The 12974-nt window shown below is 76.5% G+C and carries 10 protein-coding genes; 7 read left to right on the top strand and 3 right to left on the bottom strand.

From position 1 onward, the window contains the following. Window positions 1–99: 99 nt before the first annotated feature. Genes ABZ215_RS37675 through mycP form a run of 3 tightly spaced genes read left to right on the top strand, consistent with a single transcriptional unit; the run spans window position 100 to window position 2031 of the window. Window positions 100–459: a YbaB/EbfC family nucleoid-associated protein gene (locus ABZ215_RS37675; RefSeq protein ID WP_354713320.1), complete on the top strand. Its 360-nt coding sequence runs from the start codon at window positions 100–102 to the stop codon at window positions 457–459. Then, window positions 446–766, top strand: coding sequence for a hypothetical protein (locus tag ABZ215_RS37680; protein WP_354955301.1), 321 nt, complete (start codon window positions 446–448; stop codon window positions 764–766). Before ABZ215_RS37675 ends, ABZ215_RS37680 begins: the two co-directional genes overlap by 14 nt. Beyond that, window positions 763–2031: a type VII secretion-associated serine protease mycosin gene (gene mycP, locus ABZ215_RS37685; RefSeq protein WP_354713322.1), complete on the top strand. Its 1269-nt coding sequence runs from the start codon at window positions 763–765 to the stop codon at window positions 2029–2031. The genes ABZ215_RS37680 and mycP overlap by 4 nt, the downstream gene beginning before the upstream one ends. Window positions 2032–2212: 181 nt before the next feature. Here mycP and eccB read toward each other — a convergent pair whose 3' ends face one another. Beyond that, complete coding sequence (gene eccB, locus ABZ215_RS37690) at window positions 2213–3607, bottom strand: type VII secretion protein EccB (RefSeq protein WP_354955303.1); 1395 nt, start codon at window positions 3605–3607, stop codon at window positions 2213–2215. Window positions 3608–3610: 3 nt separating this feature from the next. Continuing rightward, complete coding sequence (eccD, locus tag ABZ215_RS37695) at window positions 3611–4984, bottom strand: type VII secretion integral membrane protein EccD (RefSeq protein ID WP_354955305.1); 1374 nt, start codon at window positions 4982–4984, stop codon at window positions 3611–3613. Window positions 4985–5093: 109 nt separating this feature from the next. Here eccD and ABZ215_RS37700 point away from each other — a divergent pair, with 109 nt between their 5' ends. From ABZ215_RS37700 to ABZ215_RS37715, 4 genes are read left to right on the top strand one after another with little or no spacing between them, the layout of a single operon-like run. Further along, window positions 5094–6314 (top strand): hypothetical protein, encoded by a 1221-nt coding sequence (locus tag ABZ215_RS37700; protein ID WP_354955307.1) that lies wholly within the window; start codon window positions 5094–5096, stop codon window positions 6312–6314. Next, a complete protein-coding gene (locus ABZ215_RS37705) occupies window positions 6311–7012 on the top strand; it encodes a helix-turn-helix transcriptional regulator (protein WP_354955308.1) in 702 nt (233 codons plus the stop codon). The genes ABZ215_RS37700 and ABZ215_RS37705 overlap by 4 nt, the downstream gene beginning before the upstream one ends. After that, complete coding sequence (locus ABZ215_RS37710) at window positions 7012–8655, top strand: right-handed parallel beta-helix repeat-containing protein (RefSeq protein WP_354955310.1); 1644 nt, start codon at window positions 7012–7014, stop codon at window positions 8653–8655. Before ABZ215_RS37705 ends, ABZ215_RS37710 begins: the two co-directional genes overlap by 1 nt. Window positions 8656–8705: 50 nt before the next feature. Beyond that, window positions 8706–10487 (top strand): protein kinase, encoded by a 1782-nt coding sequence (locus tag ABZ215_RS37715; protein ID WP_354955312.1) that lies wholly within the window; start codon window positions 8706–8708, stop codon window positions 10485–10487. On the opposite strand, the gene ABZ215_RS37720 is transcribed toward ABZ215_RS37715, so the two are convergent. Beyond that, entirely contained in the window at window positions 10480–12585 is a 2106-nt protein-coding gene (locus ABZ215_RS37720; RefSeq protein WP_354955314.1) for a transglutaminaseTgpA domain-containing protein, read from the bottom strand. The two genes, ABZ215_RS37715 and ABZ215_RS37720, sit on opposite strands and share 8 nt — an antisense overlap. Between the last annotated feature and the right edge of the window lie 389 nt (window positions 12586–12974).

The raw sequence follows: 12974 nt of genomic DNA on the forward strand, positions 1-12974 counted from the left end.
GGAAGCCACCCAACGGGGCAAGAACCCATCAGCCACACCCCATCGCCCTGGGCATCCAGAACATCCCGTCCTGAACATCAACAATCTTATGGAGATCCCATGACAGACCACGCACGACTGCGCGCGGAGCTGCTGGAGACGCGCACCCGCATCGCGGCCATCGAGGTGACCGCGGACTCCCCGGACGGTCTGGTCAGCGTCACGGTGGCCGGGCGGGGCGAGCTGCGGGAGCTGCACCTGGACCCGCGGATCTACCGGGCGGCCGACGCGAAGGCGCTCGGCGCTTCCATTGTGGACACCGTGCGGGACGCGGTCGAGCAGTCGCGGCGGCAGCTGTTCGAGATCGTCCGCCGCTACCTGCCGCCGGGGGCGAAGTACGAGCACACCGACGTGCACACCGATCCCTTCATCACCCAGCTGGACAAGAAGATCGAGGAGTGTGGCGATGACCGGCTATGACATGGACCCCGATGCCGTGACCCGCAGCATCAACCGGCTGCGCGCCGTCGGGGAGGACTTCGGATCGGCGTGGGCGAACCACAAGCAGGCGATCCAGGCGGCGCAGGGACGGTTCGGCAGCGACGTGCTCGCCCAGGCGTTCCTGGAGAAGTACCTGCCGATCGCGGAGAAGCTCACCGCCAGGGCCGACGCGATTCCAGGCAGCTACGCCCGGCTCTGCGACGACGCGATGGGCTGTGTCGCCGACTACCTCGCGGCCGAGAACCAGGGCACCGGCGCGGTGCGGCGGCTGACCGGCACGTCATGAGAGCGGTTCACCTGGGGACGGCCGCCGCGCTCGCGGCGGCCGTCGTCGTCTGTCCGGGAGCCGCCGCGGCCGCACCCCCGCCGGGCGCGTGCGGCAGCGAGCCCGCCCCGGCGAGCCCGGTCGTCACCGAGCTGCCGTGGGCGCAGAAGACGCTGGACTTCCCGGCCGTGCACGAGCACGCCACCGGCGCCGGGGTGGTGGTCGCCGTCGTGGACTCCGGGGTGGACGCCGACCACCCGCAGCTGCGGCAACCCGGGAAGGTGCTGCGAGGGCAGGACTTCTTCCTCGTCGGCGACCTGCCCGGCGGCTTCGACTGCGTCTCGCACGGCACCGGGGTGGCCAGCATCATCGCGGCCGCGCCGGTCGCGGGCGCCGGGTTCACCGGGCTGGCGCCGGACGCGACGATCCTGCCGGTGCGGATCAGCGAAAGCGACGGCGGCACCGAGGGGATCGACCCGGAGGTGCTCGCCAGGGGGATCTGGTTCGCCGTCGACGCCGGCGCCGACGTGATCAACCTGTCCGTCGCGGGCGGCGCGGATGACCACTTCGTGCGCGACGCGATCCGGCACGCGGTGGAGCGGGACGTGGTCGTGGTGGCGGCCGCGGGCAACGGCCAGGAGGGGCCGGCGCCGGGCCCGGTGACGTACCCGGCCGGGTACGACGGCGTGCTCGGGGTCGGCGCGGTGGACATGGCCGGGGCGCGGTTGCCGAGCTCGCAGATCGGGCCGCAGGTGGACCTGGTGGCGCCCGGCGGAAGCGTGCTGTGCGCGGCGCGGGTGGCGGGGCACCAGTACCGCGACGGGACCAGTTTCGCCGCGCCGTTCGTGACCGCGACCGCGGCGCTGGTGCGGTCGGCGCGTCCGGACCTGTCCGCGCCCGAGGTGGCCGCGCGGCTCTTGGCGACGGCGACGCCGTCCCCCGGCGGGGCGGCGTACGGGGCCGGGATGGTGAACCCGTACCGGGCGCTGACGGCAGCGCTCGTGGACGCGCCCCCGGCCGCGGCGCCAGTGCTGCAACGCCCTTCGCCGGACCCGGAGCAGGTGCGGGTGTCCGCCTGGTGGGCGGGCCGCACGTCCGGCGCGCGGCTGCTGGCGGTGCTGACTCTCGCGGCGGCGGTGCTCGGTGCGGTGGTGGCGCTGGTGCTGACCCGCGGACGCCGCACCGGTTGGCGCGCGCGGCGAGCGGAACTGCCCCCGGCCGAGCCGGTGCGGGACGAACTGCCGGAGGAGATGTTCCTGGTGCCACCGCCACCGGCGGACCGCTGATCACCCCAGGGTGGCACGCACCGCCGGCCAAACCCGTGCGAGACGTACCACAGAAGGAGATGTTCTTCCTGGTGCAACCACCGGCCGCCCCTGAAGACGTTTCAGCGATCTGCCGGGAAGCTGAGTTCACTGCCCCACCAGCCGAAGCCCCGCCGGTCTTTCCGGCGGGGCTTCGCTGTGCTCAACCGAGCACGGCCGCCGGGTCCAGAGCGCTCCCCAGCGGCACCCGGCTGACCATCCCCGCCGGCAGGCGCACCGGCGCGGCCTCGCCGTACCCGAGCACCCCCAGCACCGCCCGGTCGGCCAGTGGGTGCGCCCGCCCCTGGTCGGTCACCAGCAGCACCGTCCCGGCGTACGCGGCCGCGCTCGGCATCGCCTCCACCAGTGCCGCCCGCCCGGGCTCGACGTACACCCGGTCGGCCAGCGGCATCCCGAGCCCGGTCCGGCCCGGCGTCGCCATCGCGGCGGTGGCGGGCATCCGCGGGCCGACGTGCACCACCGGCGCCGCGGCCCCGGGCTCGTACGTCGCGCAGATCGTGTCGCCCGCCGCGAACTCCGGGCGCTGCCGGGGCGCCGCGCCCGGGCCCGCGTCCGCGGCCGGCGCGATGCGGGCCTCCGCGGCTTCGGCCGGTCCCAGCGGGACACCCACCGGCTGGCCGCCCCCGTACGCCTGCCGCGTCGCCGGGTCGGCCCGCTGGATGTCGTACTGCAGCGGCGAAATCGGCCGCAACCGGTCCGCCTCGGCGAGGTAGTGCTCCCGGTTGCCCGCGGTGTCCAGGACGAGCAGCTGCCCGGCGCGGATGTCCGCCCGCCCCGGCACCGCCGACGACGGACCGCCCAGCCCGGCCGGCCGGACCGGCGCGATCGGCTCCCCCGCGGGCAGCACGTCGACCACCGCCATGGCCGTCCGGATCCTCGGCACCGACTGCAGCGCCAGCCCCACCGTCACCGTGTCGGCCTGCCGGATCCGGTGCCGGTGGCCCCCGGCGATCAGGTACTGGTCACCGCTGGCCGGCACCTCGGCGAGCACCGCCTCCGCCGGCGCTCCCCCGGGCGCCCCGGCCCCGACCAGCAGCACCGACTCGTCCACAGTGGAGCCGTCCGGGCCGGGCACCGGACGTGAGCACAGGCTCCAGCCACCGGTCAGCAGCTGCCCGGGGTCCGGCAGCGAGTCGGGCGCGCCGGGGATCCCGATCTCCGCACCCCGCGGCACACCCGCGAGCGAATCGCGCGACACCGACACCGTTTCGGCACGTTCACCGAGCGCCAGCAGCGCCGAGGCGTAGTTCGTCACCGGGTGCAGCACCCCGTCGAGGTACACGTACCGCGCCCCGGTCTCCTTCGCCACGATCACGGCGGGCCGGTCCCGCCACGTCGTGTTCCCGCCGGGGTTGACCAGCCCGTACACACCGACCGCGACGAGGGCCAGCACCCCCAGCACGATGCTGCCGATCGCGGCCCCGCCCGGACGGCGGAACGGCGGCTGCTCCGGATCGGGCTCCCGCGTCACCAGCGCGGAAATGGCCCGCTGCGCGAGGAACTGGTGCGCCTGCAGCAGGTCGCGTTTGGACGCCACCGCTCACCCGCCCAGTCCGCGGACCAGCCCGTACACCCCGAGCACCGCGCACAGCACGGGCACGCAGGCGAGCACGACCGCCACCTCGAGCAGCTCGGCGTAGCGGCCGAGGAACGGGCTGGGCAGCCGCTTGCTGTGGCTGAGCCCCGCCAGCACGGCCAGCCCGCCCACCACGATCAGCACCGGCGCGGTGACGGCGAACGGAAGCCGCGCGCCGGGGCCGAGCGCGAGCGCGCCCGCGGCGGCCACGCCCGCCAGCAACAGCGGCGCCCGCTGCCGCAGGGCCGGGTAGAGCCGGGCGCGCAGGCAGAACCCCACTGACAACACGGACAGCAGCACGACGACCGCGGTGCCGCCCGCCCGCGCGACGACGCACAGGCACAGCACGGTGACCGTCGCCGCCCCGGCGATCATCCCGGTCAGCAGCTGGTCGGCGCGCACCACCGCGGCGTAGACCGCCTTCCTGGGCGGTTGCGGGTCGTCGCGCACCAGGTCCGCGGTGGTGCGCGGGAGCACCGGCATCGGCACCCGGCCGAGGCGGATCGCCAGCGGCCCGGACAGCGGCGACAACAACAGCACCGCCACGGCCGCCACCGCCGCGCCGTCCGCGCCGTCCAGCGCGTCCGTGGTCGCCGGCCACGACGCGAGCGCCCCCACGACGCTCGCGGTGAAAACGGCGACGAACACCTCGGCGCGTTCGACCACGGCGACCTGCCCCAGCACCGCGGCGATCAGCAGCGCCGAACAGCCGCCGAGCACCTGCGGCGCGCCCAGCCCGGCAGGCTGCGGCCCGGCCGCGAGCACCAGCGCTCCCCCGGCGAAGGCGAACGGCATCGCGAGGGCAGCCACCACGGCGCCCGCCCCGGCGTCGCCGAACGCCCTGGCCAGCGCGGCGCCCGCGGCGAGCAGGACGACGCCGCATCCGAGCGCGGCCCACGCCGCCGCCTCCCACGGCGGCCCGGCTCGCAGCACGGCGGCCAGCGCGAGCAGGACGGCGAACGCCCCGGTCAGCAGGCCCGCCGCGCGGGTGTGCACTGGCCCCCACAGGCGCCCGGTGTGCCCGGCTCCCTTGGCGATGGTGTCGGCGAGGTCGTCGTAGGACAGCTCCGGCCAGTGCAGGCTCCGGGACACCAGGTGCAGGACCTCGCCGTCGCGGATTCCGTACGCGGCCGGCGTCCGGCCGGGTTCGAGCACGGTGCCGTCACCGCGGCGGAGCAGCCAGCCCCCGCCGGCCACCCCGTCGTCGTGCAGGCTTTCGCCGGCCCGGCGCAGCAGTCCCGGCAGGATCTCCCCCACCGGTGACCGCTCGGGCACGGCGAGGTCGATCCGCCGCCCGGGCGCGTCGATGGTCACCCGGACGAGGTTCGTCGTCGTCATGGCCCCCACCATGGGCTCACGGGCCCGCGGCGGGAACCGTTCCGGCAGGTACCGGCCACCGCGCTGGTTGTCATCGGATCCTCATGTTCGGACCGGCAAGGTGATCGGCATGCTCCCGGCGACGACCACGCACCAGCCCCCGCGGCCCAGCGCCGCGGCCGCACCGCAGACCGCCGGGCGGCCGGTCGCGACCGTCGCCGCCCAAGCCGTCACCACCACCGCGACCCCTGCCAGGACCGCGCCGCCACGCCCCGTGGCGCAGCCCACGACCCCGGCCCAGCCCGCGCCGGTCCACATCGGACACGTCGCCGAGCCGCCCGAGGAGACCCCGGAGCAGCGGCACACGCCCGAGCTGCCCGCGCTGCGGATCGTCTGCTGGCAGCTCGCGCTGGTGCTGAGCCTGATCGCGATCGGCCGCCCCTGGCCGGTGACGGCGGGCCTCCTGACCACCGCGGCGATCCTGCTGGTCTGGACCGCGGGCCGCGCGGACGGCCGCTGGCTGTCCGACGAGGTGCTGTTCCGGGCGCGCCTGCTGCGGCGGCGCCGTCGCGTGGCACGCGGCGGGGACCTGCTCGGCCACCTCGCGCCGGGAGCCCGGATCCGCACCGCCGAAGTCGCGGGCGTGCCGGCCGGGGTGATCAGCCGCGAGGAAGAGCTGCTCGCCGTCCTGCGCCCGACCGGCGGCGATCCCGGTGCGTTCGCCCGGCTCACGCTCTCCGGAGCGCTGGTCTCGGGATCCGGGAAAGCACCGGTGATCCGGCTCCAGCTGGTCCTGCACCACGGCCCTCGGCAGACGGACGAAACCCGGGCCTGGCTCGCCGTGCGCGCGGTGCGCGAGCCCGGCCTGGCCACCGACGACGAGCTGCTCACCGCGCTGACCGGCGCCGTGCGCCGCACGCACCGCGAACTCCGCGCCGCGGGCCTGGGCGCGGTCGCCCTGACCGAGCAGGAACTGCGCGCGGCGCTCGCCGCGCTCACCCACACCGGCCCCGGAAGGGACCGGGTTGCCGAGGAGCGGCGGTGCTGGCGCGCGGGACCGGTCACCCAGATCGGCGTGCGCGTGACCGGCCTCGGCGCCCGCCCGCCGCGGGCCCGGATCCACGCGCTGCACCAGCTGCTCGCCGCCGTCCCCGGCGCCGCCCGCACCGTCGCGGTCACCGTGCCCGGGCACGACGCGGTGGTGCGGGTCGCCGCCACGACCGACGCCGCCGCCGATTCGGCCGTCGCGCGGCTGCTGTGGGCGCCGCCCCCGGGGCTGCGCCTGGAACGAATGGACAACCAGCACGGACCGGCCGTCGCCGCGTCGCTGCCGATCGGAGGAAAGCCATGATCCCCCAGCCCGCACTCGAAGCACGCCAGGCCCCGCCGCGCCTTTCGGTCCTCGATGGACAGTCCGCGGGGGCGCTGGTCTCCCGGCACGCGCGGGTCGCCACCAAGCTGGCCGCCGCCCAACGCGAGGTGCTCGTCGTCAGCTCGCTGTCCGGCGGCCCCGCCGATCCGGTCAGCACGTTCCGCCCGGTCGACCACGCCAACCTCGGCCGCGGGGTCCGCTACCGGATGCTCGTCCCGGACGCCGCGCGCACGACGCCCGGCCCCGCCCGGCGCCTCGGGAAGCTGGCGCAGGCCGGCGCGGAGATCCGCACGATGCCCGTCGTGCCCGTCGAGGCGCTGGTCATCGACGGCGCGCTCGCCGTGCTGCCCGGGGAGCACCGGGACATCGCGGTGCTCCGCCTGCCCAGCGTGATCGGCACGATCATGGAGCTGGTCGAGCACCTGTGGCCGGCCGCGGTGCCGCTCGTCCCGGCCGACCCGCCGTCGTGCGCGGAACTGGCCGGGCGTGACCGGGAGCTGCTGGCTCTGCTGTCCGCGGGCTGCACGGACGAGTCGGCGGCGGCCGCGCTCGGCGTGTCGGTGCGCACGGTGCGGCGCATGGTCGCCGGGCTGATGAACCGGCTCGGCGCCCGCAGCCGCTTCCAGGCCGGGGTCAAGGCCGCCGGGCACGGCTGGCTGGCGGGGAGGGCGAGCTGATGACGACCGCCGCCCGGACCCTGCTCGTGGCGCCGGGCCGGCACGGCGCCTACGCCACCGTCGGCGAGGCGGTGCTCGGCGCCCCGGACGGCGCGTGCGTGTCCATCGCCGCCGGCACCTACGCCGAGACACTGGAACTGGTGGACCGCACGCTGACCCTCCGCGCGGCCGCGGGCGCCGAGGTCGTGTTCGACGGCAGCGGGGCGGAGGTGCCGGTGCTGTTCGCCCGCGGCGGCGCGCTCACCGTGCACGGGGTGACCGTGCGGGCGGGAAACGCGGCGGGGGTGCAGGCCGAGCACGCGGCCCTGACGCTCACCGGCTGCAGCGTGCACGCCGGGCGCGGCCCCGCCGTCGCGGTCCGCGGACCGGGACCGGTCGCGATCACCGACGTGTCGATCACCGGCGCGGAGCACGGGCTGGTGCTGGAAGGCACGTCCGGCGTGGTGGAGAACGTGACCATCGACAACGTCGCCGCCGACGGGATGATCGTCGGGCTGGGCGCGGACCCGGTGATCCGGTCCTGCGCCGTGAGCGGGTGCGGGCAGCGCGGTCTCTACGTCTACCAGCACGCGCGGCCGGTGGTGGAGAACTGCCGGATCACCCGCACCGCCCAGGCCGGGGTCCTGGTGGCCCACCGCGGCGAACCGGTGCTGCGGCGGGTTTCGGTGAGCGACGCGGGCGGCGTCGGCATCGACGTGGGCGCGCACTGCGGCGGCACGGTCGAAGCGTGCGACGTCACCAACACCGCCGAGCCCGCGGTGCGGTTCGCGGCCTCGGCGACCGCGACCGTGGTGGCCGAACCGGCCGGGGCGTCCGGCGGCGGCCCGCTGGACGCGCTGCTCGCGGACCTCGACGGCATGGTCGGGCTGCCCGCGGTCAAGGCCGAGGTCCGGTCGCTGGTGGACGAGATCCAGGTGAACACGTGGCGGTCGCGGGCCGGGCTGTCCACCGGCGCGCTGAGCCACCACCTGATCTTCGCGGGCGCGCCGGGCACCGGGAAGACGACGGTGGCCCGGACCTACGGCAGGCTGCTGCGGGAACTGGGGGTGCTCGGCGGCGGGGAGTTCCGCGAGGTGTCGCGGCGGGACCTGGTCGGGCAGTACGTCGGCCACACCGCCGAGAAGACGGCGACGGTGTTCGAGCAGTCCCTCGGCGGTGTGCTGTTCATCGACGAGGCCTACACGTTGTCGCGGCAGACCGGCAGCGGCGCCGACTTCGGCCAGGAAGCCATCGACACGCTGGTGAAGCTGATGGAGGACCACCGCGAGGAGATCGCGGTGATCGTCGCGGGCTACACCGCCGAGATGCGCCAGTTCCTCGCCGCCAACCCGGGGTTGTCGTCGCGGTTCGCCAAGACGATCGAGTTCGAGAACTACACGCCGGACCAGCTGGTCGGCATCACCGGCCGCATGGCGGCGGACGGCGACTACGAGCTCGACCCGCGCGCCCGGCCCGTCCTCGCCGGGTACTTCGACCGCATCTCGGCCGATCCCGCTTTCGGCAACGCGCGCGACGCCCGGAAGCTGTTCGAGGCCGTGCGGAAGGCCCAGTCCGGGCGGCTGCGGCGTCTCGGCCGGATCCCGGACCCCGCCGAGCTGCGTGAACTCCGGCTCGAGGACGTGCTGGCTGCGGTCGGGGCGTGATGGTTCGTACCATGGGACCGGCGACGGCGTCGATTCCGAGGACGACCACCATGACGGCAGCGGGGGACGCGCCCGGCGACCTGGTTCCGCTGGGCGACGGGCCGAGCGCCACCGTGTTCGCCGGGGTGGACGAGGCGGTTGGGACGGCGTTCGCGCTCAAGGTCTACCCGGGCCGGCTCGACCGCGGCACCCGCGCCGAGCTGGACGCCGAACTGTCCGCGCTGGCCGCGGTGCGGGGCCGGGCGCCGGTCCTGGTGGCCGACGCGGTGCGCGAGCTCCCGGACGGCCGGTGCGCGCTGCGGATGGAGTTGTGCGCGCAGTCCCTGCCCGAGCTGGTGGGGGCGTTCGGGCCGATGGCGGCCGCCGACGCGGTGGCGCTGGGTCGCTCGCTGGCGTCCGCGCTGGCCGCGGCGCACGCGGCCGGGGTGGTGCACGGCGGGGTCACCCCGGGGAACGTGTTGTTCCGGCCGTCCGGCGAGGCAGTGCTGTCCGACTTCGGCCTGGCGCTGCGCCGCGCCTTCCCCCGTGACCCGGCGCGCGACATCGGGTTCCTGGCGCCGGAGACACTGCGCGACGGAACCGCCGACGAGCGGTCCGACCTGTACGGCTTGGGCGCGGTGCTGTACCTGGCGCTGACCGGCCGGTCGCCGCACCAGGGACGGCCCGGCGAGCCCGAGGGCGAGCTGGTGCTGCGGGTGCTGCACGAGGCTGCGCCGCCCCTGGAGCGGAGCGATCTGCCGCCGGAGCTGGCGCAGCTGATCACGGCGCTGCTGGCCCGGTCCCCCGACGCGCGCCCCCTCGACGCGGCCACCGTGGCGGCCCGGATGGCCGCCCCGGCCCCCGGCCAGGTGCGGCCGGCGTTCGACGACTTCGGGGGGTCCTTCGGCGCGCCACCGCCGGGTGGGCCAGCGGTGGTGCCGCCGCCGGGTGTGCCCTTCGGCGCGCTGCCCCCGGGGCCACCTCCGGGCGGGCCCCCGCTGGGCGTCCCGCAGGGATCGCATCCGGGGCCGCCGTCGCACAACGCGGCAGGGGAAGTGCCCTTGGGCGCGCCGCCACTGGCCCCGCAAGCGGGGGCGCCAGCGGGGCCGGCCGCGGGCATCCCGCACGGATCGCAGGTGGGAGCGCCATCGCCGACCGCGCCACCGGCGCCCTTGGGCGCCGTGCCTCCGGGGACGCCGCCCCCGGGCGTGCATCCCACCGCCCCGCGCCCCGCGGGGCCGCACCTGAATCCGGCTTCGCCGCCGGTCCCCCATGCCTCGGCGGCGCCGGCCGGGCCGGCACCCTACGGGCCCCCCGCGGCCGGGAACCGACACGCAGCGCCCTGGCCCGCCGCCCCGCATCCGGCGCCGGGCGGGCCGCGGCTGGGCACGCCGCTCGTCGAGTACGGGCCGGCCGACCGCCCGCGCCGACGGCCGAGGCGGATGAATTCCGTCGTCGTGGCGCTGGCGGTGTTGTCGGCGCTCGCGGTGGCCGCCGTGCTGGTGCTGGTGAACACCCCGGAGGAACTGGACGTCGCGGCCGTGCCGCCGCAGATCGGGGCTCCCGGGCTGCCCTCGCCGTCGGGGCGGGCGGTGCAGCTGGACCTCGATGACCCGGTCGACCTCGGCGATCACGTCGAACTGTCCTGGCGCAGCAGCGAGGCGCTGGACTTCGCGGTCATCGTCGCCGCCGAGGGCGAGCGGAGCACCACCGTCCTCGTCCAGCGCAACACCAGCCACCGGGTGCCGGTGGATCCGGTGCGCAAGTACTGCTTCCTCGTCCAGGCCACCGACGGCAACCAGGTCTACGAGAGCCAGGCGAAACCGATCCGCGGCGCGAACTGCGTCAAGTGACCCGCCGCAGCAGCGTCCACGGCTCGAACGCCGCGCGGAGCCGCGCCCGCACGCCCCGCCGGGCGAGGCCGCGCCGCACCCGGCGCACCGCCGTCCACGCCTGCGCCGCCCGGCCCTCGTCCGGCCCGGCGCCCGACCACAGCGCCACGTCCACCGTCCGGCCCAGCGACCGCAATTCCTCCACAGTGGACTGATCCACGAACCTGGCGGCAGCGGTCGCCAGGTCCCGCACGGTCATCCCCGCCGTGACGGGCACGCCGTGACCGCGCAGCCGGTCCCGCACCTCTTCCCAGGCGCCGATCACCGCGCCCGATCCACCCCGGCGCCGTCGCCGCCACGCCCGCACGCCCTTGGCCAGCGGCACGCCGAACACCCCGAGCAGCACCACGGCGAGCAGGACCGCCCCCGTCACCGCCCACGGGAACCGGCCGGTCCCGCCGTTCCCGTCGCCGGTGCCCTCCCCCGCCGCCACCGGTGGGTCGAGCAGGTCCTGCGACGCGGGCAGCTGCGCCCGTGCTCCCGCGGTCGCGGCGGCCAGCCCGGCGCCCGCGGCCGCTCCGGGCGCGGCGGTGCCCGTCGGGTCGAGCGGCACCCAGCCGACGCCCTCCACGGCCACCTCCGGCCAGGCCAGCACGTCGCCGTTGCTCACCACTGTCGTGCCGGTCGGCGCGCGGAAGCCGACCACGAGCCGAGCCGGGATGCCGCGCACCCGCGCCAGGGCCACGTAGGCGGCGGCGAACTGCTCGCTGGTGCCGCGCTTGGCGGTCAGCAGGAACTCCGCGAGCTGGGGCCAGGAGTGCCCGGTCGGCAGGTTCTGGCCGCTGGCGAGCCGGTAGTTCTCCCGGAAGAACCGCTCCAGCGCGAGCGCCGCCTGGAAGGTGGGCCGGGTGCCGTTCACCGCCCGCTCGGCGAGCTCGGTGATCCCGGGCGGCACCGTGCCGACGCCGGACAGGCCGCCGGGCGCGTCCGGGTCGATCGCCGCGCCGTACAGCGAACCCGCCGGGATCTGCGGCGCCCACCAGGTCAGGGTGTAGTCGCCGGCGCGGCCGCCGTCCGGCACGAGCAAGGTGCCCTGCTGTTCCTCCACCAGCGGCTCGGCGCCGCTCACCCCGGCGGGCCAGGTCTGGCTCGGCAGCCACGGCCCGCCGAGGTCGACGGCGGAGATCCGGGCCGTGCGCGCCTCGACCGGCACGGTCACCTCCGGGCCCGGCCGGAGTTCACTGCCGAGCGTGCGGTAGCGGGCGCCGGGCGACCAGTTGACGCCGTCGAACTCGTCCAGCACCGCCACGGCCCACCGGTCCACCCCGTCCGCGCCGTCGACGCGGAACACCGGCGTGCCCGGGTGGGCGAGCCGATAGGCGATGTCGTCCAGCGGGTTGGCGATCTGGACCTGCGCGAGCGGGGCGAGCTGGTCGTCCTTGAGGGAGTACTTCGCCGGCGGGGACGGGACGGCGACCCCGGCGACCACCACGGCCGCGGCGGCGAGCGCGACGGCCGCGGACGGGAACACCGGCCGTCGCCCCTGCCCGCGCCCGGTGGCGAGCACGGCGCCCGCCGCCACGAGGTACGCGAGCGCCGCGCCCACCGCGCCCCAGCCGGACGCCGCCGCGTAGAACTGGCTGAGCACCACGACGGCGAGGCTCGGCACCAGCGCGGCCAGTGGCCGGGTGAGCCGGAGCAGTTCGGTGCCGAGCACCGCGGCGAGGACCGTCAGCAGCGGCACGAACAGCAGCACCGCGGGCTCGGGACGGGCCGGCCAGGTGGAGCGCAGGGCGAGCTGCCAGGACTGGGACACGCCGTCGGCGAGCGCGCGCAGGGTCTCACCGGTGGGCACCCCGCCCACGGTGGTCGGCGACAGGGTCGTCTCGACGACCGCGAGCAGGCCGGCGACCAGCGCGACCAGGGGCCGCCAAGCCAGCGAGCCCGGCGTGCGCATCACGGCGACGACGACGAGCACGACGGCCGCGGGCACCCCGACCGGCACCAGGAGCGCGGAAAGGCCGAACACCGGAGCGAACAGCAACCCCGCGACCACGGCCGCGAGCACCACCCCGGCGGCGGGGGTGATCGCGCCGCGATCTCCACGTGCGGTGCTCATGCGACCACCTGGGACGAGGAACGCGGATAGTCCACAGGGGACAGTTGTGCCGTGAAGGTGCGCCTCACGCCGGCACCTCCACAGCCGCACCGCCTGCAGCTCGCGAGCGCGGGACCAGCCCCGGCCCGCGCGACCGGGAAGTTCGTGCCGAACGGGCACCGCGGCCCGGTCAGGGCGCGCGGCTCGGCGTGCGCCGAGCGCAGCCGCCATCGGCAGTCCACGACGGACAGGCGTCCCGCCAAGGTGGGCCTCACCGCGCCACCTCGCTCCGCAACGGCACCGCCTGGACGGCGTCGGCCGCCAGCGCGCTGGCCAGCCCCGGCCTCAGCGGCCGGGAGGAGCGTGCCGAACCGGCCCCGCAGCCGGGGCAATGCGCGCGACTCGGCGTG

The sequence above is a fragment of the Amycolatopsis sp. NPDC006131 genome, assembly GCF_040614175.1.
Lineage (GTDB): Bacteria > Actinomycetota > Actinomycetes > Mycobacteriales > Pseudonocardiaceae > Amycolatopsis_E > Amycolatopsis_E tucumanensis.